Origin of the sequence: Rhizobium sophoriradicis, from assembly GCF_003939025.1 — a bacterium.
Lineage (GTDB): Bacteria > Pseudomonadota > Alphaproteobacteria > Rhizobiales > Rhizobiaceae > Rhizobium > Rhizobium sophoriradicis.
The window spans coordinates 218,885-243,827 of sequence record NZ_RQIH01000009.1; the positions used below are offsets into that span (position 1 = coordinate 218,885).

29 protein-coding genes are annotated in these 24,943 nt (G+C 63.3%); 13 read left to right on the forward strand and 16 right to left on the reverse strand.

Going from position 1 to position 24,943, the window contains the following annotated elements; all coding sequences use genetic code 11:
* The first annotated feature begins 277 nt into the window (after nt 1-277).
* The 4 genes from EFR00_RS33915 to EFR00_RS17200 are packed head-to-tail and all read left to right on the forward strand — an operon-like array spanning nt 278 to nt 2,940.
* Nucleotides 278-406, forward strand: a complete 129-nt coding sequence (locus EFR00_RS33915) for a hypothetical protein (RefSeq protein ID WP_280950813.1) — start codon at nt 278-280, stop codon at nt 404-406.
* A complete protein-coding gene (locus EFR00_RS17190) occupies nt 403-1,152 on the forward strand; it encodes a metal ABC transporter ATP-binding protein (protein WP_077990936.1) in 750 nt (249 codons plus the stop codon). The genes EFR00_RS33915 and EFR00_RS17190 overlap by 4 nt, the downstream gene beginning before the upstream one ends.
* Nucleotides 1,149-2,021, forward strand: coding sequence for a metal ABC transporter permease (locus tag EFR00_RS17195; RefSeq protein WP_077990935.1), 873 nt, complete (start codon nt 1,149-1,151; stop codon nt 2,019-2,021). Before EFR00_RS17190 ends, EFR00_RS17195 begins: the two co-directional genes overlap by 4 nt.
* A gap of 16 nt (nt 2,022-2,037) precedes the next feature.
* Nucleotides 2,038-2,940 carry a metal ABC transporter solute-binding protein, Zn/Mn family gene (locus tag EFR00_RS17200; RefSeq protein WP_077990933.1) on the forward strand — a complete coding sequence of 301 codons (903 nt, stop codon included), beginning with the start codon at nt 2,038-2,040 and terminating at the stop codon, nt 2,938-2,940.
* Nucleotides 2,941-3,000: 60 nt separating this feature from the next.
* On the opposite strand, the gene EFR00_RS17205 is transcribed toward EFR00_RS17200, so the two are convergent.
* The 7 genes from EFR00_RS17205 to thrC all read right to left on the reverse strand — a co-directional run bounded on the left by EFR00_RS17205 (nt 3,001) and on the right by thrC (nt 10,948).
* Nucleotides 3,001-3,705, reverse strand: a complete 705-nt coding sequence (locus tag EFR00_RS17205; RefSeq protein ID WP_077990931.1) for a molybdate ABC transporter substrate-binding protein — start codon at nt 3,703-3,705, stop codon at nt 3,001-3,003.
* A gap of 24 nt (nt 3,706-3,729) precedes the next feature.
* Nucleotides 3,730-4,038, reverse strand: coding sequence for a Dabb family protein (locus EFR00_RS17210; protein ID WP_038687345.1), 309 nt, complete (start codon nt 4,036-4,038; stop codon nt 3,730-3,732).
* A 96-nt stretch (nt 4,039-4,134) separates the two neighbouring features.
* On the reverse strand, nt 4,135-4,554 hold the full coding sequence (locus EFR00_RS17215) for a hypothetical protein (RefSeq protein ID WP_039618293.1): 420 nt from the start codon (nt 4,552-4,554) through the stop codon (nt 4,135-4,137).
* Nucleotides 4,555-4,669: 115 nt separating this feature from the next.
* A complete protein-coding gene (locus EFR00_RS17220) occupies nt 4,670-7,582 on the reverse strand; it encodes a sensor domain-containing phosphodiesterase (protein ID WP_038687346.1) in 2,913 nt (970 codons plus the stop codon).
* Nucleotides 7,579-8,193: a GNAT family N-acetyltransferase gene (locus tag EFR00_RS17225; protein ID WP_077990929.1), complete on the reverse strand. Its 615-nt coding sequence runs from the start codon at nt 8,191-8,193 to the stop codon at nt 7,579-7,581. The genes EFR00_RS17220 and EFR00_RS17225 overlap by 4 nt, the downstream gene beginning before the upstream one ends.
* A gap of 28 nt (nt 8,194-8,221) precedes the next feature.
* The gene (locus tag EFR00_RS17230) at nt 8,222-9,520 is read right to left on the reverse strand and encodes a M16 family metallopeptidase (RefSeq protein WP_038687348.1); all 1,299 of its coding nucleotides are present in this window, start codon (nt 9,518-9,520) and stop codon (nt 8,222-8,224) included.
* A 3-nt stretch (nt 9,521-9,523) separates the two neighbouring features.
* Nucleotides 9,524-10,948 carry a threonine synthase gene (thrC, locus tag EFR00_RS17235; protein ID WP_077990926.1) on the reverse strand — a complete coding sequence of 475 codons (1,425 nt, stop codon included), beginning with the start codon at nt 10,946-10,948 and terminating at the stop codon, nt 9,524-9,526.
* A gap of 2 nt (nt 10,949-10,950) precedes the next feature.
* Here thrC and EFR00_RS33045 point away from each other — a divergent pair, with 2 nt between their 5' ends.
* Entirely contained in the window at nt 10,951-11,154 is a 204-nt protein-coding gene (locus EFR00_RS33045; RefSeq protein ID WP_039618299.1) for a hypothetical protein, read from the forward strand.
* A 56-nt stretch (nt 11,155-11,210) separates the two neighbouring features.
* Nucleotides 11,211-11,858 (forward strand): hypothetical protein, encoded by a 648-nt coding sequence (locus tag EFR00_RS17240; protein ID WP_183758948.1) that lies wholly within the window; start codon nt 11,211-11,213, stop codon nt 11,856-11,858.
* A 591-nt stretch (nt 11,859-12,449) separates the two neighbouring features.
* On the opposite strand, the gene EFR00_RS17245 is transcribed toward EFR00_RS17240, so the two are convergent.
* Both EFR00_RS17245 and EFR00_RS17250 read right to left on the reverse strand, forming a co-directional pair.
* Nucleotides 12,450-13,139 (reverse strand): HAD family hydrolase, encoded by a 690-nt coding sequence (locus tag EFR00_RS17245; RefSeq protein ID WP_039618303.1) that lies wholly within the window; start codon nt 13,137-13,139, stop codon nt 12,450-12,452.
* A gap of 156 nt (nt 13,140-13,295) precedes the next feature.
* On the reverse strand, nt 13,296-14,684 hold the full coding sequence (locus EFR00_RS17250) for an MFS transporter (RefSeq protein WP_183758934.1): 1,389 nt from the start codon (nt 14,682-14,684) through the stop codon (nt 13,296-13,298).
* A 117-nt stretch (nt 14,685-14,801) separates the two neighbouring features.
* Between EFR00_RS17250 and EFR00_RS17255 the strand changes: the two genes are divergently transcribed.
* Nucleotides 14,802-15,701: a LysR family transcriptional regulator gene (locus tag EFR00_RS17255; RefSeq protein WP_039618305.1), complete on the forward strand. Its 900-nt coding sequence runs from the start codon at nt 14,802-14,804 to the stop codon at nt 15,699-15,701.
* A 119-nt stretch (nt 15,702-15,820) separates the two neighbouring features.
* On the opposite strand, the gene EFR00_RS17260 is transcribed toward EFR00_RS17255, so the two are convergent.
* From EFR00_RS17260 to EFR00_RS17275, 4 genes are all read right to left on the reverse strand, one after another.
* Nucleotides 15,821-16,264 carry a hypothetical protein gene (locus EFR00_RS17260; protein WP_039618307.1) on the reverse strand — a complete coding sequence of 148 codons (444 nt, stop codon included), beginning with the start codon at nt 16,262-16,264 and terminating at the stop codon, nt 15,821-15,823.
* Between the two features lie 9 nt (nt 16,265-16,273).
* A complete protein-coding gene (locus tag EFR00_RS17265; protein ID WP_039618309.1) occupies nt 16,274-16,618 on the reverse strand; it encodes a hypothetical protein in 345 nt (114 codons plus the stop codon).
* A gap of 51 nt (nt 16,619-16,669) precedes the next feature.
* Nucleotides 16,670-17,236, reverse strand: a complete 567-nt coding sequence (locus EFR00_RS17270) for a hypothetical protein (RefSeq protein ID WP_077990924.1) — start codon at nt 17,234-17,236, stop codon at nt 16,670-16,672.
* Between the two features lie 182 nt (nt 17,237-17,418).
* Nucleotides 17,419-18,105, reverse strand: a complete 687-nt coding sequence (locus EFR00_RS17275; protein ID WP_039618313.1) for an ArsR/SmtB family transcription factor — start codon at nt 18,103-18,105, stop codon at nt 17,419-17,421.
* A 70-nt stretch (nt 18,106-18,175) separates the two neighbouring features.
* On the opposite strand from EFR00_RS17275, the gene EFR00_RS17280 reads away from it, so the two are divergent.
* The 3 genes from EFR00_RS17280 (at nt 18,176) to EFR00_RS17290 (ending at nt 20,367) form a co-directional block, all read left to right on the forward strand.
* Nucleotides 18,176-18,505, forward strand: a complete 330-nt coding sequence (locus EFR00_RS17280; protein WP_039618316.1) for an NIPSNAP family protein — start codon at nt 18,176-18,178, stop codon at nt 18,503-18,505.
* Complete coding sequence (locus EFR00_RS17285; protein ID WP_039618317.1) at nt 18,502-18,852, forward strand: antibiotic biosynthesis monooxygenase family protein; 351 nt, start codon at nt 18,502-18,504, stop codon at nt 18,850-18,852. Before EFR00_RS17280 ends, EFR00_RS17285 begins: the two co-directional genes overlap by 4 nt.
* Nucleotides 18,853-19,224: 372 nt before the next feature.
* Nucleotides 19,225-20,367: a site-specific DNA-methyltransferase gene (locus tag EFR00_RS17290; RefSeq protein WP_039618319.1), complete on the forward strand. Its 1,143-nt coding sequence runs from the start codon at nt 19,225-19,227 to the stop codon at nt 20,365-20,367.
* Between the two features lie 100 nt (nt 20,368-20,467).
* Here the strand turns inward: EFR00_RS17290 and EFR00_RS17295 are convergent, their stop codons facing one another.
* From EFR00_RS17295 to mutY, 3 genes are read right to left on the reverse strand one after another with little or no spacing between them, the layout of a single operon-like run.
* Complete coding sequence (locus tag EFR00_RS17295) at nt 20,468-20,833, reverse strand: nuclear transport factor 2 family protein (RefSeq protein ID WP_039618321.1); 366 nt, start codon at nt 20,831-20,833, stop codon at nt 20,468-20,470.
* A gap of 3 nt (nt 20,834-20,836) precedes the next feature.
* Nucleotides 20,837-21,451, reverse strand: a complete 615-nt coding sequence (locus EFR00_RS17300; RefSeq protein WP_039623072.1) for an HAD family hydrolase — start codon at nt 21,449-21,451, stop codon at nt 20,837-20,839.
* A gap of 2 nt (nt 21,452-21,453) precedes the next feature.
* Nucleotides 21,454-22,545, reverse strand: coding sequence for an A/G-specific adenine glycosylase (mutY, locus tag EFR00_RS17305; protein ID WP_039618322.1), 1,092 nt, complete (start codon nt 22,543-22,545; stop codon nt 21,454-21,456).
* 108 nt (nt 22,546-22,653) lie between these two features.
* Here mutY and EFR00_RS17310 point away from each other — a divergent pair, with 108 nt between their 5' ends.
* The 3 genes from EFR00_RS17310 (at nt 22,654) to EFR00_RS17325 (ending at nt 24,924) form a co-directional block, all read left to right on the forward strand.
* Nucleotides 22,654-23,148, forward strand: coding sequence for a DUF721 domain-containing protein (locus EFR00_RS17310; RefSeq protein ID WP_039623073.1), 495 nt, complete (start codon nt 22,654-22,656; stop codon nt 23,146-23,148).
* A 550-nt stretch (nt 23,149-23,698) separates the two neighbouring features.
* Complete coding sequence (gene relB / locus EFR00_RS17320) at nt 23,699-23,923, forward strand: type II toxin-antitoxin system RelB family antitoxin (protein ID WP_039618325.1); 225 nt, start codon at nt 23,699-23,701, stop codon at nt 23,921-23,923.
* A 230-nt stretch (nt 23,924-24,153) separates the two neighbouring features.
* Nucleotides 24,154-24,924 (forward strand): DsbA family protein, encoded by a 771-nt coding sequence (locus EFR00_RS17325; RefSeq protein ID WP_183758930.1) that lies wholly within the window; start codon nt 24,154-24,156, stop codon nt 24,922-24,924.
* Nucleotides 24,925-24,943 lie beyond the last annotated feature (19 nt).

Below are 24,943 nucleotides of genomic sequence, written 5' to 3' on the forward strand. Positions count from 1 at the left end.
CACGCCCAGTCCGATCGAGGGCAGAGTGGATCCTCGGGTCAAGCCCGAGGAGGACGGAGGGTGGGGTGGCTTACGGAGCAAGACAGCACGGTATGGCAGAATGCACGCGTGCGGCACGGCCGCAGCATCATGAACCAAATTCGGCTCTGAAGCGTCCGGCTGTCAAATGGCCGCACCTTGCCGTCCCGCAATATCAAACCCGTCAAGAGGCTCCGCCTCAATCCCGCCGCAATCGTTATAACATAACAGTAACGTTATTACATTGTCAGGATGAGCCATGCCCCCGAACCCCGATCGCCCCCCCGTCAGCCTGCTGGGGCAATCGGCCTTCTCAAGGGTGATCGGCATCTCGCTGGTCATTGCAGCGCTCTGGCTGGCCATTCACTGGGCGGTTCTGCTGCCATGACGCGATTGATCCGGCTTGAAGATCTCACGGTCGCCTATGACAGACACCCCGCCGTCCATCATCTCTCCGGCGCCTTTGCGCCAGGCAGCCTGACGGCGATCGCCGGGCCGAACGGGGCGGGCAAGTCGACGCTGCTGAAGGCGATCATGGGCGAGCTGCGTCCCGCCGAGGGCAGGGTCGAGCACCGGCTGGGGCGGGCGGAATTCGGCTATCTCCCGCAGGCGGCCGAGATCGATCGGCGTTTCCCGATCTCGGTCATCGACACCGTCATGCTCGGCGCCTGGAAGAGCAGGGGAGCCTTCGGGCGTGTCGCGCCGGCCGATGTGAAAAGGGCGGGCGAGGCGCTTGCCGCCGTCGGTCTCGAAGGCTTCGGCAGACGCCATGTCGGATCGCTCTCGGCCGGCCAGTTCCAGCGCGTGCTCTTTGCCCGCCTGCTCTTGCAGGATGCCGGCGTCATCCTGCTCGACGAGCCGTTCACGGCAATCGACGCCCGCACGACCAGGGATCTGCTCGATATCGTCGCCCGCTGGCACGGCGAGGGCCGCACCGTCATTGCCGTGCTGCATGATTTCGAGCTCGTCCGGACGCATTTCCCTCAGACGCTGCTGCTCGCCCGCGAGCTTGTGGGATGGGGGCCGACCAGCGATGTCATGTCGTCCGCCAATCTACTGAAGGCGCGCGCCATGGCCGAGCGCTGGGATGAGGATGCCGAGGCCTGCGGCCCGCAAGAGGCGCCGGCGGCATGACGGCTTACGATCTCTTCCTGGCGCCCTTCGCCGATTTCGGGTTTATGCGCCGCGCCCTTGTCGCCTGCCTCTGCCTCGGGCTCGGCTCCGGGCCCATCGGTGTCTTCCTGATGCTGCGGCGCATGAGCCTGATGGGCGACGCCATGAGCCACGCCGTGCTGCCGGGGGCGGCGATCGGTTATCTCGTCGCCGGCTCGCTCTCCTTGACAGCGATGGGCCTCGGCGGCCTTGTCGCCGGCTTGTCGGTGGCGCTGCTGTCCGGCGCCGTCAGCCGCATGACCGTGCTGCGCGAGGATGCAAGCTTTGCCAGCTTCTATCTCGCTTCGCTGGCGCTCGGCGTGCTGATCGTCTCGCTGCGCGGCTCGAACATCGATCTGCTGCACGTGCTCTTCGGCACCATCCTGGCGATCGATGCGCCCGCCCTTTATCAGATCGGTGCGATCACCTCGCTGACGCTCGTCATTCTTGCCGCCATCTACCGGCCGCTGGTGGCCGAATGTTTCGACCCCGGTTTCTTGAGAGCCGTCGGCGGGCGCGGGCCGGTCTATCACGTCCTCTTCCTGCTGCTCGTGGTGTTGAACCTCGTCGCCAGCTTCCAGGCGCTCGGCACGCTGATGGCGGTCGGCCTGATGATGCTGCCGGCGGCAATCGCCCAGCTCTGGTGGCGCAGTTTGGCCGTGATGATGCTGATTGCGACCGCCAGTGCGGCCGCCTCCGGCTATCTCGGCCTGATCGCTTCCTACCATCTCGAGCTCGCCTCCGGCCCGACGATCATCATGACGGCGGCGCTGTTTTACGCCTTCTCGATCCTTTTCGCGCCCTCCGGCATCGCCCGGCGCTTCTTTCCCCGCCCGCATCTGAAGGGCTGATTTCAAGGAGACTTCGATGATATCGCGCAGACTGCTTCTCTCCGCCGCCGCACTTCCCGCACTGATAGTGTTCTCGGCCGCACCCGCTTCGGCCGCAACGCTGAAGGTTGTGGCGTCCTTCACCGTGCTTGCCGATGTCGTGAAACAGGTCGGCGGCGACCATGTTCATGTCACGAGCCTCGTCGGACCGAATGGCGATCCCCATGAATTCGAGCCGTCGCCGGCCGATGCGAAGAACTTGAAGGCGGCCGAAGTCACCTTCGTCAGCGGCGAAGGGCTGGAAGGCTGGATGGATCGGCTGATCACCGCCTCGGGCTACAAGGGCAAGCCGGTGACGGTTTCCGAGGGCATCAACACCCGCACCATGGAGGAGGACGGCAAGACCATCACCGATCCGCATGTCTGGAACAGCCCTGTGAACGTCAAGGTCTGGGTCGCCAATATCGAAAAGGCGCTGTCATCAGCCGATCCCGCCGACGCCGCCGCCTTCAAGGCCAATGCCGAGAAATATACCCAGAAGCTCGATGAGCTGAACGCCTATGCCCATTCGAAATTCGATACGATCACCGAGGATCGCCGCAAGGTGCTGACCAGCCACGACGCCTTCGGCTATTTCGGCCGCGAATACAAGGTGAGCTTCCTCGCGCCGCTCGGTCTCTCCACCGAGAGCGAGGCCTCGGCCGCCGACGTCGCCAAGCTGATCGAACAGATCAAGAGCGAGCATGTGAAAGCCTATTTCTTCGAAAATTCCAACGATCCGCGGCTGGTCAAGCAGGTCGCCAAGGCAACGGGTGCGGCACCGGGCGGCGAGCTCTATGTCGAATCGCTCTCCGACGCCAAGGGACCGGCGCCGACCTACGAGAAGATGTTCCGCTACAATGTCGACCAGCTTGCCGCCGCCATGGCGAAATCGAGCTGAGGGGCGGTCGGATGGTGAAAAGCATGATGCCGGGATTCGCTTCGGCGTCATGCTCCCATGTCAAATCGCTTCGCGGCGTCGCTCGACGCCTTTGGCCGCCAGGACGTCATCCACGGCTGCCGACACCAGAAATTCCGAGAGCTGCCCCGCAGCTTCCGCGTCGCTTGAATCGGCGCCGATGCCCACGTCAAAGTCGATGTAACTTTGGAGTTCTGCCGGAAACCGGCCGACAAGCATGACCTCGGGGGCAGCAGCGAGAATTGACGTCACGGGGACGACGGCCAACTCGGCTTCCCCACGGGCGACGGCCGATGCTGTCTGTCCTCCTGGCGCAGCCACCAGCCGGGGCTTTACCTCATCTGCTATTCCCAGCCGATCCAGCAGACTGGAAAAATAGCCGCCGCTGGTTCCGTCACTGGCATAGGCGATCGATTTCGCGTTCTTCAATGCTCGTTTGACCGCTTCTGTCGATCCGATGTCGAGTGGTCGGCTGCCGGCCCTGGCCGCCAGCCCCATCCCGATTCTGCCGAACGCCACCTGGCTTCCCGCCTTGACTTTTCCCGAGGCGGTCAGCGCCTCAACCATATCAGGGTTGATGATGACGAGGTCGAAAGGCTCGCCGGCTTCGATCTGCTTCTTGACCGTGGGATTGACCTCCCACCTGGCGGCAACAGTAAAACCTGTGACCATCTCGAACCGGGGGATGAGAGCAAGGACGGCGGGTCGGACAGCGATCGCGCCAAAAAGCCGGATTTCCTGATTCATGGCCAAGCCGTCCCAGATGCGCTCTTACATATTGAGATCGAAGACCAGAATGCCGGCGAGGCCTCCGTCGGTCGAGGAGACGATGCGCTCGCCGACGACCACATGTTCGGGATGGACGAGATAGGCGTCCCGGGCTTCAGGGCTTTCGAAGGTGACGGCAAAGCCGTCGACGAAGCCGCCATGCAGCCCCTCGGGCGAAACATTCGGCCCGTATTTAATATCCACGATGCCGGGAATGACCTGTTTCAGCGCGACGATCGCGGCAAACAGCGCCTGCTTGTCGTCGATCGTCATCGCGGTCTTCAGCCGCAGGAACACGCAGTGCAGGATCATCAGTGGTCCTCCCGATTGTCGTTGCCGGCAGAATAGCGGCGAAAGCCGGGAGGGCAATCAGATTTATCGTCAACCGGACGTGGCCGGCAGGCGAGGTTACATCTGATCGCTTTCAGCAGGTGCGCGATTGTAGAGCTTGCGGATGAGCTCGCCGGACAAGGCGCGGGCTTCATCCTTCTGCGCCGGCGTCATCGGCCGGCAGGTATTTCTGAGATTGGAGCGGTCGAGCACCGTCGCAGCGCCCGAATTGACGATGACGAGGTACCAGCTGCAGGAGGCGACCCTGTCGATGGCGACGGCGCCGTGGCAGCCGGAGTACAGGCAGAAGGCCACGGTCTGCTGGGCGACGTGATCGCCCTTCTGCGCCAGCGCCAGCGATCTCTTGAACTCATCGGTCCACCGCTCGCAATGCGGCTTGCCGGGCACGCAGGCCTTGGTGGCGGGATAAAGGTCGGTCGCCTGAACCGGCGAGACGAACAGGGTGCTGACCGAAAGGGCGAGCAGAAACTTGAGCATTGAATTGTCCTTATGCGATGGGAAAGAGGCGCATATCGCCGGTCGTTGGTCAATGACCATTCATGGGAGAGGCGCGCTGCGCAGGCGGAAAACCGGTCAGCCCGTTCGCCTGCGTTCAAGCCCTTTTCGTCAGCGGAAACCGGTCGCGAAGCAGCCGCAGCACCGATTCCGACGGGATCGGCGGCCCGAACAGATAGCTCTGTCCGTAGCTGCAGCCCATCTTGGCGAGCTCGATCGCATCCTCGTTGGATTCGATCCCTTCGGCCACCACCTTCATTTCCAGCTCGCGCGCCATCGCTATGACCGAGCGGAGCACGGTCGCCTTCTTGTCGCTGCCGTCGCGCACCAGCGCCTTGTCGAGCTTGATCGTGTCGAAGGGGAAGCGGGTGAGATAGGCAAGCGAGGAATAGCCGGTGCCGAAATCGTCGAGCGCCAGGCCAATGCCGGCCTCCTTCAGCTTCTGCAGTACCAGGCGCGCCTGCTCCGGATTTTCCATCACCATGGATTCCGTCAGTTCCAGCTTGAGCCGCGAAGGCGCGCAATGCGTCTTGGCGAGAACCGAACGCACGTCGTCATAGAGCTCGTTGTTGAGCAGCTGCACGCTCGACAGATTGATCGACACGAAGATCGGCAATTCGCCGGTCTGGGTCTGCCAGCTCATCAGGTCGTTGGTCGCCTGCTCCAGCGCGAACATGCCGAGCGGGCCGATGAGATCGGAGGCCTCGGCGATGGGGATGAATTCCGAGGGCGGGATATTGCCGCGTTTGGGATGTTCCCAGCGCATCAGCGCCTCGAAGCCGGCGACCTCGACATCCTCCAGCCGGGCGATCGGCTGGTAAACCATCGACAATTCCCTGCGTTCGATGGCGCGGCGCAGATCGGTTTCGAGCTGCAGCCGGTCGGTGCCGAAATCGCGGAAGGCCGGCTGGAACGGTTCGACGCGGTTGCCGCCGGCCCGTTTCGCCCGGTACATGGCAAGCTCGGCATCGCTGAGCAGACCGCTGGCGCTCTCCTGCCGGTCCACCCAGGAGGCGAGCCCGATCGACGCGGTCAGAATGATCTCGCGGTTGGAGAAGTTGATCGGCACCATGATCGCCTTGCTGATCGCATCGGCAAAATCGGCGACCTTGGCCGGATTGTGCTCGGATACCAGGATCAGGCCGAACTGGTCGCCGGCAAGCCGCGCCAGCGTGTCCTGCGGCTTCATCAGCCGGCGCAGCCGCCGGGTCAAAGCGATGAGGATATTGTCGCCGGCCGCAACGCCGAGCGCGTCATTGACCAGCTTGTAGCGGTCGATATCGATCACCATCACGGTGGGCCTGAGCGTGTCGCCGCCCGGCGCCAGCGCCAGCACCGCCTGCAGCCGGTCGAGGAAGACCTGCCGGTTCGGCAGGCCGGTCAGATTGTCGTGCAGCGCATCCTGCAGCAGCCGCTCGACGGAGTTCTTCTGCTCGGTGACGTCGACGATCGTGCCGACGCAGCGGATGATCTCGCCGTTGGAGCCGAGCACCGGCCGGGCGCGGATCAGCAGCCAGTGGAAATGCCCGTCCTCGGCGCGGATGCGGAACTCGTGATTGAGCCGCCCGCGCCGGTGTTCGAGCAGCACGTCCAGCGTGGCGCGGAAGCGGTCGCGGTCATCAGGGTGCAGCCGCGGCAGCCAGTTGCGCGCCGCCCCGTGCATGGTGCCGGGGGAGAGGCCGAGTTTGACCGAGACATCGGGAATGGTGACGACGCGGTCGCGCGCCACGTCCCAGTCCCACACCATGTCGCCGGAGCCGGTCAGCGCCAGCGATTGCCGTTCGAGATCGGAAAACAGCCCCTGCTGGAAAGCGCCGCCGGCAAAGGCGTGCTGCATCACGGTAAAGCCGATCAAGAGCACGATCAGCACCAGGCCGCCGCCGAGCGCCGGCTGGATGATGTCGTTGTCGAGCCGGCCGGTGACGGTCAGCCACGCCCCGAACAGCCAGACGAGCGTCAGCGCCCAGGCCGGCACCAGCAGAATGGCGCGGTCGTAGCGGTTGAAGCCGAGATAGATGATCAACAGCAGCCCGGTCGCCGCCGTCAGCGCGAAGGACAGCCTGGCGATGCCGGCGGCAATCGACGGATCGTAGATCGCCACGCCGAAGAGCAGCGCCAGGCCGAGCACCCAGGCGAGCGTGGCGTAACCGAGATGCGCATGCCAGCGATTGAGGTTGAGATAGGTGAAGAGGAAGATGACGAAACTCGAGGCGAGCGCCACTTCGGCGCAGGCACGCCATATTCGCTGGTCGGCCGAGGCGACGCTGATCAGCTTGCCGAGGAAACCGAAGTCGACGCAGATATAGCCGAGCACCGCCCAGGCGAGTGCGGCCGTCGCCGGCAGCATCGAGGTGCCCTTGACGACGAAGAGGATGGTGAGAAACACCGCCAGCAGGCCGGCAATGCCGAGCACGATGCCGCGATAGAGGGTGAAGGCGTTGATCGTATCCTTGTAGGCGTTCGGCTCCCAGAGATAGATCTGCGGCAGCTCCGGCGTCGACAGCTCGGCGACGAAGGTGATGACGGCGCCGGGGTTCAGCGTGATGCGGAAGACATCGGCCTCGTCGCTCGGCTGCCGGTCCAGCGCAAAACCTTCGCTCGGTGTGATCGCGCTGATGCGCTGCGAGCCGAGATCCGGCCAGAACAGCTTGGAATTGACCAAACGGAAATGCGGCGCGACGATGACGCGCTCCAGCTGTTCCTCCGAGACGTTGGCAAGCGCAAACACCGCCCAGTCGCCCTGGTGATTCTCCGAACTCGCCCGAACCTCGATGCGGCGGCGAATGCCATCGGCGCCGGCCGCCGTCGACACCTGGAAGGCCTCGCCCTGGTTGGCGTAGATCTCGGTCGTCGCCGTCAGGTCGAGCGCGGTATCGTCACGGGAAATCTTCACCGGTTCGGCCGCCCGGGCAACACCCGCCGCAAGGGCGAAGGCCGCCAGGAAAAGGGCTGCGATCACCGCGATCACTCGTCCGGACGGTGACTTGGGCAGCATGCGGTCTCTGGTCATCGGCTGTCGGTTATCCTGCCTTTATCCGTATCGGTGGCGAGCCGTGAAAACATCACATGGTCGTGCCACCGACCGTTGATCTTCAAATATCCGCGCAGATAGCCTTCCCGCTGAAACCCGGCCTTTTCAAGCAGACGCATGCTGCGCGCGTTATCTGGAATACAGGCTGCTTCGATACGGTGCAACTCAAGCCCGGTGAAGATGTAAGGAATAACCAATTGCAGAGCGGCGAACATATGCCCCTGGCCGGCATGGCGTTCGCCCATCCAGTAGCCGATCATGCAGCTTTGTGCCGCACCCCGCCTGATATAGCCGATGGTGACGCCGCCGACGAGGGTGCGTTTTTCCTTGAGGAAAATGAACAGCGGGATCGCCTGGCCGGAAGCATATTCCTGCTTGCCGCGGATGACGCGGGCGCGGTAGGAGCCCTCCGTCAACTCGTCGCGCCGCCAGGTCGGTTCCCAGGGTTCGAGGAAGTTGCGGCTTTCCGCCCGCAGCCGGTGCCACTGGTTGAAATCCTGGTAGCGCGGCAGGCGTAGGAGATATTTGTCGTTTTCCAGTTCGACCGCATCCGGCTGCCGCGACAGGAACCGAAACACCGATTTTGGCATCGATTACTCCCGGCAGACGGATGTCGGCTCAGCGGCCTGCCTGCATCGTCCTCGGCGCCGAGACCGAAAGCGAGGCGGTGATGTCTTCCATCGGTGCGAGCTGTTCGAGCGGCCCGATCGCCGAAAGCGTCGGCACCGTGTCGTAGAACAGCCGGCCGGCGAGATCGGTCAGCCGCTCGATGGTGATGCCTTCCAGCCGTTCCATCATCTCCGGATTGGAGATCGGCCGGCCGTAGAGCATCATCTGCCTTGCGATCTGGCCGGCGCGGGCGGCCGGGCTCTCCTGGCCCATCAGCAGCTGGGCGCGGATCTGGGCGCGGGCGCGCTCGATTTCCTTCTGGTGGATCTCATTGGCGGATTTGTGCAGTTCGTCGATGATCACGGGCACCAGCTCCGGCAGGTTTTCGCCGCCGGTCGCCGCATGAATGCCGAAGATGCCGGTGTCGGAAAAACCCCAATGGAAGGCATAGACGGAATAACAGAGGCCGCGGAATTCGCGCACTTCCTGGAACAGCCGCGAGGACATGCCGCCGCCGAGAATATTGGCGAGGATCTGCGAGCAGTAGAAATCGCGGGCATGGTAGGGCTTGCCTTCGAAGCCGAGCAGGATCTGCGCATCCATCAGGTCGCGCGGTTCGCGCACGCTGCCGCCAACATAACGCGCCGCTTCCATGACCGGCGGGGCGGATGGCGATGTCGGCAGGCTGGCGAAGCGATCCTCGACCATGCGCAGGAATTCTTCATGATCGACGGCGCCAGTCGCCACGACGAACATGCGGTCGGTGGTGTAGTTGCGGCCGAGATAGGCGCGGATCTGCTGCGGCGTGAAGGAGACGACGGTCTGCGGCGTGCCGAGGATCGCCCGTCCGAGCGTCTGGTCGCGATAGGCGGCCTCGGAGAAGCGGTCGAACACCACGTCGTCGGGCGTATCGTTGGCAGCGTTGATCTCCTGCAGGATCACCTGCTTCTCGCGCTCCAGCTCCTCCTCCTCGAAGGCCGATTCCGTCAGGATGTCGGCGAGGATATCGACGGCGAGCGGCACGTGGTCTTTCAGCACGCGGGCATAATAGGAGGTCGTCTCGGTCGAGGTGGCGGCGTTGACCTCGCCGCCGACATCCTCGATTTCCTCGGCGATCTCACGGGCCGACCGGCGCGCCGTGCCTTTGAAGGCCATGTGTTCGAGCAGGTGGGCGATGCCGTGCTCGTCTGCCGTCTCGTTACGCGATCCCGATTTGATCCAGACACCGAGCGCAACGCTTTCAAGGTGCGGCATGGTTTCTGTGACTACTGTCAGCCCGGATTTCAGCCGGGTGCACTCAACTGTCATTGGCTATCTTTCTGCGCCTGCCGTCGTCTTGCCGCGGGCGTGTTTGCCGATAAAGGTTTGAACGGCTTTAAGCTCCGGTTCGATGATCTGGAAGCGCTCCTCCCTGTGCATCAGATCAGCAAGCCACGTCGGAAGCGCCGGGTCAATACCGCTGGCCGATTTTACGGCGGCCGGGAATTTCGCCGGATGTGCGGTCGAAAGCGTCACCATCGGCGTATTCGGCTTCTCCTTCTTGGCGGCGACGAAGACGCCGATCGCCGAATGCGGATCGAGGAGATAGCCGGTTTCCGCATGGGTCTTGCGGATCGTCTCGGCGACTTGGCTCTCGCTGGCGCGCCCGGCGCGGAAGTCGCGGCGGATCGCCTTCAGCGCTTGCGGGCCGATCTCGAAGCCAGTGGATTGCTTGAGGCTTTCCATCGAAGCGCGCACCTTCGAGGCGTCGCGCCCATAGGCTTCGAAGAGCAGCCGCTCGAAATTCGAGGAGATCTGGATGTCCATCGACGGCGAAGTCGTCGCCTTGACCGCCTTCATGTCGTAGCGGCCGGTCTTCAGCGTGCGGGTCAGAATGTCGTTTTCGTTGGTGGCGATGACCAGCCGGTCGATCGGCAGGCCCATGCGCTTGGCGCAGTAGCCGGCGAAGATGTCGCCGAAATTGCCGGTAGGCACCGTGAACGAGATCTTCCGGTCCGGCCCGCCGAGCGCCACCGCCGTGGTGAAGTAATAGACGATCTGGGCCATGATGCGCGCCCAGTTGATCGAGTTGACGCCCGACAGGCTGACCTTGTCGCGGAACGCCGCGTCGTTGAACATCGCCTTGACGAGGTTCTGGCAGTCGTCGAAATTGCCTTCGACGGCCAGCGCATGCACATTGGCGGCCGTCGAGGTCGTCATCTGCCGCTGCTGCACCGGCGAGACCTTGCCGTGCGGGAAGAGAATGAAGATATCGGTGCGCTCACGTTCGGCGAAAGCGTCTATCGCCGCGCCGCCGGTATCACCCGAGGTGGCGCCGACGATCGTCGCCCGCTCGCCGCGCTTCTCAAGCGCATAATCCATCAGCCGTGCCAGCAGCTGCATCGCCACGTCCTTGAAGGCGAGCGTCGTGCCGTGGAAAAGCTCCATGACGAAGCTGTTCGGCCCGGTCTGGACGAGCGGCGCGATTGCCGGATGGCGGAAGGTGGCGTAGGCCTCGTCGATCATCGCCCGGAACGTCGCCGCGGGGATCTCGCCATTGGTGAAGGGCGACAGGATGGTGAAGGCGATCTCCTGATAGCTCTTGCCCCTCAGCGCGCGGATTTCTTTCTTCGAAAACTGCGGCCATTCCCGGGGAACATAGAGCCCGCCATCACGCGCCAGCCCGGTCAGCAGGGCGTCGCAAAAGCCGAGGGCAGGGGCCTCGCCGCGGGTCGAGATATAGTCCACGTTGGTCATCCTTGATCTATCGCTGGAAGAAATTCGGCCGGGCAGAGCCGGGGCCTGCTCTGCCGGAAACCGGCAAGCGGCTGCCCTCAGGCCATACCATTGCCGTTATCTTGTTGAAGTTGCCCGCATCCGGCGGCGAAAAGTGCATCAAAACGGCGCGTACCCAATCGATTTTTGTTTGCGCCGCTGATATAGACCATCGCAAACCGTCGTGAAAGGCCTCGCGAAAAAGACTGGGGCCTCCAAGAAACGCTTGTGCAAAGGGTGGAACATAGTGCTCGGCAAGGTCTCGCGTCTTATCATCTCCACGTCTTTCGTTGCCCTGCTTGCCGGCTGCAACTCGCTCGGCATCGGCGGCGACAGCAAGCCGGAGGCGGCGCCGGCCCAGCCGAACGGCAATGCTCAGATCATGCCGCTGGCGCCGGCCAACCCGTCCTCGAACAACCCCTCGATCGGCACGGCCAAGACGGCGCAGGGCGCCGTCGCCCCGGTCGTCCAGGGCGCCTGCCCGCAGATTTTCCTGCGTGACCAGGATGCGATCTTCCGCACCTATGCCAAGGGCAAGAAGGACGACCCGCAGCAGATCGTCTTCCAGGCCTCCTTCGGCGACTACACCCGCCAATGCACGCTGAACGACACGGCCCTGACGATGACCGTGGTCGCCCAGCTGCGGCTGATCACCGGCCCGGCCGGCAATCCCGGCCCGGTGACGCTGCCGGTCCGCGTCACCATCCTCGATGGCGAGAACGTGCTCTATTCCGAGGTCACCAAGTTCCCGACCGAGATCCCCGCCGGCTCCCCGGGCACGCAGGTCATCTTCCGCAAGGAAGGCATCCAGATGCCGGTCGGCGCCGGCGCGCTGGTGCGCGTCAACGTCGGCTTCGACACCCAGCCGGCGAAGAGCAAGAAGAGCAGCTGATTATTTCGGGTAAAGTGCGGTCTGGCCGCCGCGTGAGCCGGCCGGTTCGAGCAACATCTGGCAGCCTCATCGATCTGTTCCGGGGTCATCGCGCGGACAACGTTTCGCATTGGCTGCTGATGTCGTTTTGACGTGTGACGGAGACGAACGCCGCCCCTGGGATCCACAGCTCCGCACTCGACTTCTTTAATTTCCCTGGGGTTGGATGCCGTGTCTCTTCACGGGGTGGCAGCCGCATGGATCCCAGGGTCAAGCCCTGGGATGACGGAGGAGATGTGGTGCCTGGTGACATCGGCTCAGCAGCCGCGAAAGAGCGACGGCAAAAACAGCGCCTCAAAATTGCGCCGGCGGTGCGTCTGGGCGACGAAGCCAACCCCACACTCCGTCATCCCAGGGCTTGACCCTGGGATCCACAACCTCGCACTTGGCTCGCTAATTTCCTTGCAGATGGATGCCGTCGCTCTTAACGCAATGCCCGCTGCATAGGCGCCGGATTAAGGCAGAGGACGACGGAGCGAGGGGAGGCCGGAGAGCATCCGGCAGCGGCGGCGGGCGATGGTCGTAGCCTGCCCGCGCAATGACCGCAGATCCCTAAAGCACGCCTTCCCAGGCCGCCAGCGCGGCAACCACGCCCGGCAGGTCGTTCATGCGGGAAATCACCGTCTCGGCGCCGGCATCGGTCAGCTTGTCGGCATGGGCAGGGTAGCTGTGCGAGGCGCCGGTAAAGCCGATGACGCGCATGCCGGCGGCGCGCGCCGCATGCACGCCGTGCACGGAATCTTCGACGACGACGGTCCTGTCGGGCGAGACGCCCATGCGGCTTGCGCCGTGCAGGAAGATATCCGGCTTCGGCTTGACGCGGTCGGGACCGAGATCCTTGGCGGAAAAGATGTTGGGTGCAAACAGCGGCTTCAGACCCACCTTGGTGAGCATCATGTCGAGCCGCTTCGTGCTCGAATTCGAGCAGATGCAGCGCTTCATCGGCAGCCGGGAGACGGCGAATTCGACGCCCGGTATGGCCTTGACGTCGTTCGCCAGCCTGACGTCGAGCACTTGCTCCGACTTATCAAGCAGCGAGGCCGAAAGCGGGATGCTCGCCTCGCGCTCGATCTGAAGCAGGATATTGTGCCATGTCATGCCGGCGAAGCGCTCGCCCATTTCCTCGGCGCCGATCGGATATCCGGCGTCCGTCAACAGCGCGGATTCCACTTCCGCGGCGATGATTTCGGAATCGACGAGAACGCCGTCGCAGTCGAAGATGATGAGGTCGAAGCCGTCCATATGTTCACGCCTTGCTGAAAGTCTGGTCTGTCCGGGGATGCCGCGGCTTTACACGATGGCTGGCCAAAGCTCAACCTGATCGCAAGCATGGCTGCGATGCGGCAGGCGACCGGCTCGGTGGAACCACGGTCGCCGGACGCCCATGAAGCGGGCACTTCAGGCCGCTGCAGGCTGCCCCGCCGCTTCGTAACGAGCTCGGCTCAGGCTGACCAGGCCGGCGATCGCCGTGCAGCCGGCTGCAATGGCGACCGCGAAGTCGAGCGCCGCCGACAAGGGCAGCGTTGCGAAAATGATCGACATCGCGACCCCGCCCAAGGTTTGGCCGAGAAGCCGCGCGGTCCCTTGCATGGCGCCCGCGGCACCGCTTCTGGCTTTCGGTGCCGAAAGCAGCAGAATTCGGTTGTTGGGAGTCTGGAATAGTCCGAAGCCGAGGCCGGCGATCACCGTGCCGACGAGAAATCCGATACCTCTCGGGTCCGGCGGCGTGAGACCGGCCACCAGAAGGCCAAGCGCCATAAGCGCGCCGCCGATTGCACAAAGCCATGACGTCTTGAACCGGTTTGCCAGACGTCCCGAGATCGGCGCGATGATTGCTGTCGCGGCAGGCCAGGGCATCATGTAGAGACCAGCCAGAACCGGCGTCATGTGCAGCCTGTGTTGGAGGTAGAAGGGCAGGGCGATGTAGCTCAGCATCTGTCCGCAGAAGCAGGAGATCGAGGCGATCACCGCCATGCGGAATGCCGGCGCCGCTAACAGGTCGGTCGGAATCAGAGGCAGGTCACTGTTTCGTTCCAGACGCAGCAGGCCGAATAGGCAGGCGAGTGAGGCGGCGATGAGGGCGGCACCGCTGACCGGCGCGGTGGCTATCCGGTCGGCGCCTGAGAAGAACAGGATGAACATCAGCGTATTGGCCAGCAACGCCTTCGCTTTCAGCTTCCGCTTCGCGCCCTCAACGTGGCCGAGCAGGCCGCCGCCGAGGAGAACGATGACGCCGAGCGGTATATTGACCGCAAACAGCCAAGGCCAGGTCGTGACGGAGAGGATGGCGCCGGCAATGCCGGGGCCGGCTGCGGAGGAAATTGCGATGACCATGGCATTGATGCCGATGATCGGACCGAGCATGCGCTGCGGCAAGGCCTGGCGCAGGATCATCATCGCCAGCGCCATGATCGCGCCCGCGCCAAGGCCCTGGGCGAAACGCGCAAGGATCAGCAAGGGCAGGTCGCCCGCCAAGGCGCAGGCTGCGGAAGCCGCGGTGAACAGCGCGACGCCGATCAGGAAGACCCGCCGGGCGCCGTAGATCTCTCCGAGCGCCCCGCATGGAAGAATGGCGACGAGCACGGCCAACTGGTAGGCCGAGACGACCCATACGGTGTTATCCGCTTCCGCCTGCAGCGAGAGTGCAATCGACGGCAAGGCGACATTGGCGATCGCTCCATCCAATACGACGAGAACAACCGCCAGAAGCAGGAGGGCGACCGCCAGATAGCGTCGGGGCGCCGCCAGACCTTCTTGAGAAACCGGTGTGGTGTAGCTTAGAGACATGGGAAATCCTCGGTGTGCCTGGGATGGTGACTAGTTACTCCCAGCTCACCCATTGCGCCAGACGCAACGGAAGCAATGGTCAGTTGCGTGTGGCGCCACGTCTGCTAGGATCGCGCCATGTCTGATCTCGATTTGAACCTTCTCGTCGCGCTGGACGCTTTGCTGGCCGAACGAAGCGTATCGGCTGCCGCGCGCCGGCTTGGCCTCAGCACGTCCGCCATGAGCCGGACACTGTCACGCTTGAGGACTGCGCTCGGTGATCCGATCCTGGTGCCGGCCGGCCGCGGCATGGTTGCGACGCCCCATGCCCTGGCCATTGCCGAAGATGTGCATCTGTTAAAAGACGCTGTGAAAGCGGTGCTGAGCCCGCCGTCGACCGTCGACATTCGGGAGGTGCAGCGCCACTTCACGATCCGCGCCAATGAAGCCTTCGTGCTTCTCTACGCCGCGGATCTGAGCGCCGCAGTGACGAAGGCTGCACCGGGAATAAGGCTTCGTTTTGCGCCGAGATCCGACAAGGACGTTCAGGCATTGCGGGAGGCGGCGATAGATCTGGACATCGGTGTGCTCCCGCGCGACAGCGGCGAGCTGCGTTGCCAGAGCCTCTTCGAGGATCGGTACGTCGGCGTCGCAAGGGTGGGGCATCCGATATTCGATGCAGATCGGATAACGGCCGAGCGTTATGCCGCCTGCGGCCACGTAGTCTTCTCGACGCAGGCGGACTACGCCGGTCCGGTCGACAGAGCGCTCGCCGAACTGGGCTTGGATCGGGATGTCAGGCTGATCGTGCCAAGTTTCCCGGCGGTGATCGCAGTTGCAGCCTCATCCGATCTGATCGGTTCAGTTCCGAAGTCCTATTGCAAATCCGCGGCGACGAGAGAGATCAGAACCTTCGACCTGCCGGTCGCGATACCGGGTTTCAACATCGTCCAGGCCTGGCACCCGCGCATGGACGCAGATCCCGCTCATCGCTGGCTGAGGGCGCTTATCTTCGAGACGTTCCACTCGATGAACTGAACACGGGCCAGTCAGGGTCCAGCTCTTCACGAAGACGCAGAATGTCAGCAAGCACTTCGGCTCCGGCCCATCGAGGGCCATGGGCTCGCCTCCGTCCGAGTGAAGCGAGCCCTTCCGACCTACTGCTCCGGCAGGATGATTTTGTTGGTGGTGGTACTTTTGACCGGCTTCTCGCCGGGCACATGCGACATCGTGCGGGTCGTGCTTTGCAGCGAGTCGCCATCGGTGCTGGTCTTGGTGCGCGACTTGCTGAACGTTCCCTGGTCGACCGCCTGGGCCTTGGTCTGCGCCTTCAGCTTGTCGCCATTGTCGTTGATATGCGTCTTGCTTTGCGCCTTGCCGTCGGCTGTGGCCGCACTTCCCCCCGATCCGATCGAGGATGTCGTGCCGCCGTCGGTCTGGCAGGCGCCCGCCGTTCCCACAGAGCTGGCGGATGTACCGCCGGCCGAAGCGCTTCCAGCCGTTCCGACGGTGCCGGCCGCATTGCATTCTTCCGCAAGGACGGCCGAACTCGACGCGAGTAGAGCGATCGAGGCGGCCGCGATAAGATTGATAGGTCTCATTGCCATCTCCTATTTCGCAGGTTTCGTTATCGAACAGGTGCCATCAGAACGCTTGGTGATGACGGTGCCGTCAGGCCGGGTGATGCTTGCGGTGGAAAAGCTGTCGACGCTTCCGGAGCTGGCCGAGGAGCCGGCAGAGGCGGATGACGAGGACGAGCCGGCCGACCCGCTCCCTGTTGTGGTCGAGGAAGACACCTGCCCATTGCCAGCCGTCACGGTGGTGGAAGTGTTACCCGCCTGTGACTGAACGATCGTGCAGGTCGTTCCGTCGTCGAGCTTGATCTCCTCCGACATGGTTGGGCCGGCGATCAGCGCGAGCGAAGCGGCGAGTGCGATTAAGGAAAACCGGGTCATTGGTTTATCTCCCAAGGGTTTGGCCGGCGCCCCAAGGGCGCCGGCCCGGGATCATTTGCAGTCCTCGGTGCCGGCGGCATCCTTCTTGACCTGGCCGGGCGCGCAGCCCTTCTTGCCCTGGTTGTCCTTGGAGCCTGCAGCGCTGCTGCCGGTGCCGACGGTGCTGCCGGTCTTGTCTCCATCAGCCGACGAGGCGCCGGTGCCGACGCTCGAGGCCGAATTCGCATCGCCCGAGCCTGCGGCGGAGCCGCCCGTGCCGACCGAGCTGCTCGATGTGCCGCCGCCGGCCGAGGAGCCGCCCGTGCCGAGCGTCGAAGCGGAACCGGAGCCCGATCCTGCGGCCGAGCCGCCGGTACCGACCGAGCTGCTCGACGTGCCGCCGCCAGCCGACGAGCCGCCTGTGCCGACTGTCGAGGACGAACCGGGGGTGCAGTTGGTCGCGCCGGCAGCGCAGGTGCCCCCGGCAGAGCTGCCACCAGTACCGACCGTGCTGCTCGCAGTTCCGCCGCCGGCCGACGAACCGCCGGTGCCGACCGTGCTCGAGGATTGGGCGAATCCGGAAGCCGCCGTGCCGGCCAGAAGGGCCGCAGCCAATGCAAGATGTGTTACCTTCATCATGGTATTTTCCTCCATTTGTCGTTGAGCTGCTGTCGCCTTCCAAGAGAATGGACAGCTGCCTGACAAACTTCGGTTACATCGTGACTGTTCCTATTCTGGGCCCTCAGTCGGATAGGCGCCGGACCTTGGTCTGGTCCCGTCGCCCGCGGGTTGCGGAGCTACGCAAAACTTCGGGTCTCTACTTATGCATCGACCGGAAACAGCTTCAGGAACTGCCGGTCGCCTTCCGGCGAAAAGAGGATCGAGCGGCTTTCGGCGGTGCGCCGTGCCCAGCCCTTGTCGAGGAAGCTTGACAGCAACGCCTTGCCGAGGCTGCCGGCTAGATGCGCCCGCCTTTCGCTCCAGTCGAGGCAGGAGCGGCAGAGCGGTCGGCGCGACGATTTGAGGCTGCCGACATCGATGCCGATGCGCTTGAGGTCGCCTTCACCCTTTTCCGTCAGCGCCAGGCCGTCGCCGACCGCGTCGATCGAACCCGACGCAATCAGGCTGTCGAGCATGCGCACGCCGTAATCGCCGGCCAGATGATCGTAGCAGATGCGCGCCTTGCGCAACGCCGGTTCCTTCGGTCCGGGCCGGTGGCGCAGATGCCCGCGCCCGGCGGCAAAGCCCATCATGCTTTCGATCAGCCGCGCAACGGCCTCGTCGGCCAGCGTGAAATAGCGATGGCGCCCCTGCTTGCGCTGGGCAAGCAGGCCGCCGGACTCGAGCTTGGCCAGATGCGTGCTCGCCGTCTGCAGCGTGATGCCGCCGACCCCGGCAAGCTCGGTCGCCGTCAGCGCCCGGCCACCGGTCAGCGCCGCAAGCATGTTGGCGCGGGCGGGATCGCCGATGAGCGCGCCGATCTGCGCAATGTCAGGACCTTCCTTCATACTTCGATCGTAACCGAAGCATCGCCGTCAGGCAATGTGCGAAAAACGGGGAAGCAACAAGGAGAAACCGATGATCACCTGCTTCATCCGCTATCAGATCGATCCCTTCAAGAAGGAGGCCTTCGCCGAATATGCCCGCAACTGGGGCCAGGCGATCCCTCGGAACGGCGCCGACCTGATCGGCTATTTCGGCCCGCACGAGGGTTCGGCGACGACCGCTTACGGCGTCTACAACATCGAAAACCTCGCCGCCTACGAAGCCTATCGCGCCAGGCTGGCCGCCGACCCGCTCGGCCGCGACAATTACGAATTCGCCAGGCGTGAAGGCTTTATCCGCAAGGAGGACCGGATCTTCCTCAAAAACGTCTCCGCCCCTCACGCCAAGCTGGTGCTGCCATGATCGCCGTCATCTTCGAAGTCATGCCCTATATGGGCGAACGCCACAAATATCTCGATCTCGCCGGCGAGCTCAGATCAGAGCTCGAAAAGATCGACGGCTTCATCTCGATCGAGCGTTTCGAGAGCCTGACCAACCGCGGCAAGCTGCTGTCGCTCTCCTTCTTCCGCGACGAGGATGCCGTCAAAAAATGGCGCAACCTCGAAGCTCATCGCGCCGCCCAGCAGGCCGGACGCGGCGGCATCTTCGCCGACTATCGCCTGCGCATCGCCAGCGTCCTGCGCGATTACGGCATGTTCGAACGCGACGAGGCGCCGGCGGATAGCCGCAAGGTGCATGATGCGGCGTGATGGTGTTTCTCGCTGGTTGGGGCACCCACAGGAGCTCCATATTAAGCGAAATTCCGGCCTGGGAGATCGGCGAGGGCGCCCCTCATCCGGCTGCCGCCACCTTCTCCCCGCGCGCGGGGCGAAGGGGATATGCCGCATCCTCTCGGTCCCTTTCCAGCGTTTCGCAGGGCACGTCCCCTCTCCCCGTCGGAACGGGAGAGGGTTAGGGTGAGGGGCAATCATTAGTATGAACTGGACAGTCCCATCCCCGCCGACTCGGTCCGACTGCTGCCGCAATAAATTCCCGAAATCGGCCGCCCCTTCAGGCTTTGGTAACTAAGTTGCGTAACCATAACGGAGAGTTAAGCGTACAGCGTATGAGTGAGTATCAGAATGGCATCAGTTTTTCCGCTTGCCGACCTCAAGGCCTCCGTCAAGTCGGATTCCCGGCCGGACTCCTGGGTTGACACGATCATCAAGGGCGATTGCGTCAGCGCCCTTGAAGCCTTGCCCACCCACTCCGTCGACGTGATCTTCGCCGACCCGCCGTACAATCTCCAGCTCGGCGGAACGCTGCACCGTCCCGACCAGTCGCTGGTCGATGCCGTCGATGACGAGTGGGACCAGTTTGCCTCCTTCGAGGCCTATGATGCCTTCACCCGCGCCTGGCTGCTGGCCTGCCGCCGCGTCTTGAAGCCAACGGGCTCGATCTGGGTGATCGGCTCCTATCACAATATCTTCCGCGTCGGCGCGACGCTGCAGGATCTGAACTTCTGGATCCTCAACGACATCATCTGGCGCAAGACCAATCCGATGCCGAATTTCAAGGGCCGCCGTTTCCAGAACGCTCATGAGACGATGATCTGGGCAAGCCCCAATGCCAAGGCCAAGGGCTATACCTTCAACTACGATGCGATGAAGGCCGCCAATGACGACGTGCAGATGCGCTCGGACTGGCTGTTCCCGATTTGCAACGGCAATGAGCGGCTGAAGGGCGAGGACGGCAAGAAGGTGCATCCGACCCAGAAGCCGGAAGCGCTGCTTGCCCGCGTCATCATGGCCTCGACCAAACCGGGCGATATCGTGCTCGATCCCTTCTTCGGCTCGGGCACCACGGGCGCCGTCGCCAAGCGCCTCGGCCGTCACTTCGTCGGCATCGAGCGCGAGCAGGATTATATCGATGCGGCCTCCGCCCGCATCGCCGCCGTCGAGCCGCTGGGGAAGGCGGAACTGACCGTCATGACCGGCAAGAAGGCCGAGGTTCGCGTCGCCTTCAACGTGCTTGTCGAAAGCGGCCTGATCAAGCCCGGCCAGGTGCTGACCGACGCCAAACGCCGCTACAGCGCCATTGTTCGCGCCGACGGCACCGTCGCTTCAGGCGGCGAGGCCGGCTCTATTCATCGTCTCGGCGCTAAGGTGCAGGGTCTCGATGCATGCAACGGATGGACCTTCTGGCATTTCGAAGACGGGCAGTCCCTGCGCCCGATCGACGATCTCAGGTCCGTCATCCGCAGTGATCTGGCAAAGGTGGAGTGAGCAGCACCTTCGCAAGGTCGAAATACCTTCTTCCGGTTTCCCTCCAGTTGCGGAAGAAGGCCAAGGCGCCCGGAGTTCAAGCTCCGGGCGTCTTCTATTTTCAGAAGGTTTTGTAATCGGTGACGTCGACGCGGGTGATGCAGCCTTCGGCATTGAAGGTGATCGTCTCTTCGCCTTCGCGGATCAGCGGCTTGCCCGTCTTGCTATGGGTGGCGCGAAGCGACCAGACGGCTCGACCGGAAAGCGGCGTCAGCGTTTCGACCAGCGAATTCTCCGCCGTCTGATCGGGATAGTCGTCGAAATAGTGCCGGAAGGCGGCCATGATCTCTTCGCGGCCGGCAAGACTGCCGACGCCGTTCGAGACATAGGTCGCGTCCTCGGCGAAATAGCCCTCGATAACAGGGAAATCGAGGGCGTTGATCGCGGCGTGGAAGCGTTCGATTTCCTCGGCCGGGTCGAAAGCCATGGCTCAGACCTTCAATCCGTAGGCGGCAAGATCATTGCGCAGCTTCTCGGCGCCCGAAAACAGCACCGCATTCCAGCCGAAGGCCTTGGCGCCTTCGACATTGGCGGGGGCATCGTCGATGAAGATCGTCGCCTTTGGATCGAGGTCGAAGCTCTTCGTATGTGTCTCGTAGATCGCGATATCCGGCTTGATCAGGCCGACATCGCCGGAAACGGTCACGCCGCGCGGCAGCTTGAGGAAGGGAAAACGCTCCTGCGCCTCGCGAAACGTGTCGGAGGCGAAATTGGTCAGCATCGTCACGTCCCGTCCTTCGGCGATCAGCCCTTCCAGGATCGCGACGCTGTCGTCATAGGCGTGCGGCACCATCTCGTGCCAATGTTTGCGGAAGGCGCGGATATGCTCTTCGCGAGCCGGATGTTCAGCAATCAGCAGCGCTTCGGCATCCGCCCAGGTGCGGCCGCGGTCCTGCTCGACGTTCCAGTCATGGGTGCAGATATTGGCGAAGAACCAGTTGCGCTCGGTTTCATCAGGAATGAGCCGGCTGAAGGGAAGATGCGGATCGTAGTGAATGAGGACTTTGCCGATGTCGAAAACAATATGCTGTATGTCGGTGGTCATGGTCATGCCTTGGATGTTTTGAACGCGAGAGGAATAGCCGCTGCGATCGCTTTTTTCATGACGGTCGGCAAGGCCTGCGCTTCAAGATTTGTAACCGGCTCCCACCATCCGTCATCCGCTTCCAGCTTCTGAACGATCGCCGCGCGCCAGATCGACAGCCTGAGCTCGAAATGGGTGAAGACATGGATGACGGTGCCGCAGGCCTGCCAGGCGGCGGCGAAGGGCGCGGCCGCCGCCGAGGTCTCGCCGTCCAGCCGCGCCGTCCAGGAGGTCGTTGGCACCTCGGTCATGCCGCCGAGCAGACCGCTTTCCGCGCGCCGCCTGAGCAGGATCTCGCCGTCGCCGGTCACCGCTATGAAGGCGGCACCCTGCCGCACCGGCTTTTCCTTCTTCGCCGCCTTGACGGGAAAGAACTCGGGATCGGCAAGCTTCAGTGCCTGACACGATCCGCGGAACGGACAGAGCGAACAGGCCGGCCGCTTCGGCGTGCAGATCGTCGCGCCGAGATCCATCATCGCCTGGGCGAAATCGCCGGGCCGGTTGGCAGGCGTCAACAGCGTCACCTTGTCCTTCATCACAGGCTTGGCGCCCGGCAGCGGCGCTTCGATCGCGTAAAGCCTGGAGATCACCCGCTCGACATTGCCGTCCATGACGGCCGCCTGCCGGTTGAAGGCGATGGCGGCGATGGCCGCTGCCGTATAGTCGCCGATGCCGGGCAGCGATTTGAGACCGGTTTCGGTATCGGGAAAGACGCCGCGATGGTCCTTCGCCACCGCTTCGGCGCATTTCTTCAGGTTGCGGGCGCGGGCGTAATAGCCGAGCCCCGCCCAGGCGGCCATCACCTCGTCGTTCTCGGCGGCGGCAAGGTCGGTCACCTCAGGCCAGCGCTCGAGAAACTTGGCGAAATAGGGTTTGACCGCCTGCACCGTCGTCTGCTGCAGCATCACCTCCGACAGCCAGACGCGATAGGGATCGGGTTTGACGCCGCGTGCCGCCATGCCGGGCGACACCCGCCAGGGCAGGTCGCGGTGATGGCGGTCGTACCAGTCGAGCAGGGGCTTTGCAGAGAGGCTGTCTAGTGTGGTGATCGTCATGATTTGCCGGGATCAGGGGAAGGCCCTATACTTGGCGAAGCAATGCCGGCGGATCAAGCCGGCGATGCGAATTGCCTGCGCGATTGGCAGGGGCGTCCAAGGGTTTCGATGAGTTATCCACGCAAAGATGTAAAGCAGATTTCCGAGCTGGCGAACGGGCTGATCGATCCCGTCCTGGCGCGCCGCGCCGGTATCAATACGGCGCTGCTCGGCTCGTGGAGCGAAATCGCCGGCGAGGATTTCGCCGATTGCACCCGGCCGGAAAAGATCGCCTGGGCCCGCGGCGGCGGCGATGACGGCAGCTTCCGCCCCGGCGTGCTGACGATCGCCTGCGAAGGTGCGCGCGCGCTTTTCCTCACCCATGCCCAGGGCGAACTCATCCAGCGCATCAACAGCTTCTTCGGCTTCGCCGCCGTCCACCAGATCCGCATCGTCCAGAAGCCGGTCTCCCAGGCCGTGCGCCGCTCCCGCACCCCGCCGCCGCTGAAGGGCGAAGCCGCCCGCAAGCTGGAAGGCATGATGGAAGGGATAGAGGGCGACAAGCTGCGCCAGGCGATCCAGCGATTGGGTACGGCGGTGATGGGGAAGCGGGGTGGGCGTTGATGAGCAAGATGCCTGAGTTGGTCCGAAACGCCGAAACTGGCTGTGATCGGCGTAGGGATGCGAGCGATGAAATCACGCGTCGACAAATCCGGGAGGCTATAGACGATCCGAGCACGGATATCGATGTCGATGCGGTTTTTGAGCGATTGGAGCGATTGCACGCTGAGCGGATGAAGGCTGAGGACTCCGTCGCTTAGCCCGCGCCGCGCATTCATCAGCGCTATGGATCCCAGGCTCAAGGCCTGGGATGACGAGATCGAGGAGGGCGACAGGCTGGAGGCGCCAATGCTGGATGCGCTTCACCCGTCGCGGCAAGAGCGATGTGCGCGAGCGTCGCGGAACTGCTGCACATTTCCAGGCGATAAGGCGTCCGCCTCTTGCCAATCTCCTCAACCTCCGTCATCCCAGGCCTTGAGCCTGGGATCCACGCGTCAGGGCTCGGCTGCATGGCTGATCCAGCGGTCCTCGAAAACCACGGACGTCCAAGCGAAGGCCTACTGGCGATGGGAGCTTCTGAGCGCTATACCCAATAGCGGACGGGAGAAAAATCATGCTGGCCTTGCGGTTGCCACCTGATATCGAAACGCGGCTCGATGAGCTTGCCAGGCGTACGGGGCGCAACAAAAGCTTTTATGCACGTCAAGCCATCATCGAACATCTTGACGATCTAGAGGATATCTATCTCGCCGAAAAACGCCTCGACGAGCTTCGCGAGGGCGAGAGCGATAGTGTGCCGCTGGCCGAGCTGGTCGAGTGCCATGGTATGGAGAATTGACTTTCACCGAGCAGCCGAGGGTGAGCTTGGAAACGTGGGCATGCTCCCATCGGCAACCGCCGCGATGTCTATCGCTAATCAGCAAGCCGACAGCTCGCATTTCGTCTAGCCGTCCCATCACGGTCACAATTCTTTGAAGGAAGTTGGCGAACCGTGGCTTGTGAGTGGCCGTCAGCCGTTATATCGCACAGTCACGCCGTCACTCTCATACCTATGGGGAACCCATGCAGATGTCCGAAATGCAACTGACGAAACGCCGCCTGCTCAGCGGTATCGCCATCGCCGCCGCTGCCGTAGCGCTTGTCGCCTGCAACGACAGCAAGGACGCTGCCGATGCTTCGTCCTCCGGCAAGACCATGGCCGACGGCACCAATGTCGATACGATGCAGACGGCCGCGACGTCGGCGACCGACATGCCTCAGTCCGACGGCGATGTCGACATGGCCGAGGTGCTGAAACCCGGCGCGCTGCCGGAAATGGCGCTGGGCAAGGCCGACGCCCCGGTCAAGATCGTCGAATATATGTCGATGACCTGCCCGCATTGCGCCCATTTCCACAACACCACCTTCGACACGATCAAGCAGAAATACATCGATACCGGCAAGGTGCAGTTCATCATCCGCGAATTCCCCTTCGATCCGCGCGCCGCCGCCGCCTTCATGCTCGCCCGCTGCAGCGCCGCCAATCCGGGGCAGATGAGCACGCCGGAGCAGTATTTCGCGATGGTTTCGATGCTCTTCAAGCAGCAGCAGGTCTGGGCCGCCGCCGAGGATGGCCGCGCCGCATTGCTGCAGATGTCGAAGCTGGCCGGATTTACTGAGGATAGCTTCACGAAATGCTTGACGAACCAGAAGCTTCTGGATGAAGTGAACGCCACGCGGGAAAGGGGATCCAAGGATTTCGGCGTCGACGCAACGCCAACCTTCCTCATCAATGGCAAGCGCTATTCTGGAGACATGCCGGTTGACACCATGTCGAAGCTCATCGACAGCCTCATCTGAACCGGACCGTTTGACGACG

Excerpts from the sequence above, each read along its gene's own strand:
- EFR00_RS33915 (WP_280950813.1), top strand. The coding sequence starts at position 278 with ATGCCCCCGAACCCCGATCGCCCCCCCGTCAGCCTGCTGGGGCAATCG.
- EFR00_RS17190 (WP_077990936.1), top strand. The coding sequence starts at position 403 with ATGACGCGATTGATCCGGCTTGAAGATCTCACGGTCGCCTATGACAGA.
- EFR00_RS17195 (WP_077990935.1), top strand. The coding sequence starts at position 1,149 with ATGACGGCTTACGATCTCTTCCTGGCGCCCTTCGCCGATTTCGGGTTT.
- EFR00_RS17200 (WP_077990933.1), top strand. The coding sequence starts at position 2,038 with ATGATATCGCGCAGACTGCTTCTCTCCGCCGCCGCACTTCCCGCACTG.
- EFR00_RS17205 (WP_077990931.1), bottom strand. The coding sequence starts at position 3,705 with ATGAATCAGGAAATCCGGCTTTTTGGCGCGATCGCTGTCCGACCCGCC.
- EFR00_RS17210 (WP_038687345.1), bottom strand. The coding sequence starts at position 4,038 with ATGATCCTGCACTGCGTGTTCCTGCGGCTGAAGACCGCGATGACGATC.
- EFR00_RS17215 (WP_039618293.1), bottom strand. The coding sequence starts at position 4,554 with ATGCTCAAGTTTCTGCTCGCCCTTTCGGTCAGCACCCTGTTCGTCTCG.
- EFR00_RS17220 (WP_038687346.1), bottom strand. The coding sequence starts at position 7,582 with ATGACCAGAGACCGCATGCTGCCCAAGTCACCGTCCGGACGAGTGATC.
- EFR00_RS17225 (WP_077990929.1), bottom strand. The coding sequence starts at position 8,193 with ATGCCAAAATCGGTGTTTCGGTTCCTGTCGCGGCAGCCGGATGCGGTC.
- EFR00_RS17230 (WP_038687348.1), bottom strand. The coding sequence starts at position 9,520 with ATGACAGTTGAGTGCACCCGGCTGAAATCCGGGCTGACAGTAGTCACA.
- thrC (WP_077990926.1), bottom strand. The coding sequence starts at position 10,948 with ATGACCAACGTGGACTATATCTCGACCCGCGGCGAGGCCCCTGCCCTC.
- EFR00_RS17245 (WP_039618303.1), bottom strand. The coding sequence starts at position 13,139 with ATGGACGGCTTCGACCTCATCATCTTCGACTGCGACGGCGTTCTCGTC.
- EFR00_RS17250 (WP_183758934.1), bottom strand. The coding sequence starts at position 14,684 with ATGTCTCTAAGCTACACCACACCGGTTTCTCAAGAAGGTCTGGCGGCG.
- EFR00_RS17255 (WP_039618305.1), top strand. The coding sequence starts at position 14,802 with ATGTCTGATCTCGATTTGAACCTTCTCGTCGCGCTGGACGCTTTGCTG.
- EFR00_RS17260 (WP_039618307.1), bottom strand. The coding sequence starts at position 16,264 with ATGAGACCTATCAATCTTATCGCGGCCGCCTCGATCGCTCTACTCGCG.
- EFR00_RS17265 (WP_039618309.1), bottom strand. The coding sequence starts at position 16,618 with ATGACCCGGTTTTCCTTAATCGCACTCGCCGCTTCGCTCGCGCTGATC.
- EFR00_RS17270 (WP_077990924.1), bottom strand. The coding sequence starts at position 17,236 with ATGATGAAGGTAACACATCTTGCATTGGCTGCGGCCCTTCTGGCCGGC.
- EFR00_RS17275 (WP_039618313.1), bottom strand. The coding sequence starts at position 18,105 with ATGAAGGAAGGTCCTGACATTGCGCAGATCGGCGCGCTCATCGGCGAT.
- EFR00_RS17280 (WP_039618316.1), top strand. The coding sequence starts at position 18,176 with ATGATCACCTGCTTCATCCGCTATCAGATCGATCCCTTCAAGAAGGAG.
- EFR00_RS17285 (WP_039618317.1), top strand. The coding sequence starts at position 18,502 with ATGATCGCCGTCATCTTCGAAGTCATGCCCTATATGGGCGAACGCCAC.
- EFR00_RS17290 (WP_039618319.1), top strand. The coding sequence starts at position 19,225 with ATGGCATCAGTTTTTCCGCTTGCCGACCTCAAGGCCTCCGTCAAGTCG.
- EFR00_RS17295 (WP_039618321.1), bottom strand. The coding sequence starts at position 20,833 with ATGGCTTTCGACCCGGCCGAGGAAATCGAACGCTTCCACGCCGCGATC.
- EFR00_RS17300 (WP_039623072.1), bottom strand. The coding sequence starts at position 21,451 with ATGACCACCGACATACAGCATATTGTTTTCGACATCGGCAAAGTCCTC.
- mutY (WP_039618322.1), bottom strand. The coding sequence starts at position 22,545 with ATGACGATCACCACACTAGACAGCCTCTCTGCAAAGCCCCTGCTCGAC.
- EFR00_RS17310 (WP_039623073.1), top strand. The coding sequence starts at position 22,654 with ATGAGTTATCCACGCAAAGATGTAAAGCAGATTTCCGAGCTGGCGAAC.
- relB (WP_039618325.1), top strand. The coding sequence starts at position 23,699 with ATGCTGGCCTTGCGGTTGCCACCTGATATCGAAACGCGGCTCGATGAG.
- EFR00_RS17325 (WP_183758930.1), top strand. The coding sequence starts at position 24,154 with ATGTCCGAAATGCAACTGACGAAACGCCGCCTGCTCAGCGGTATCGCC.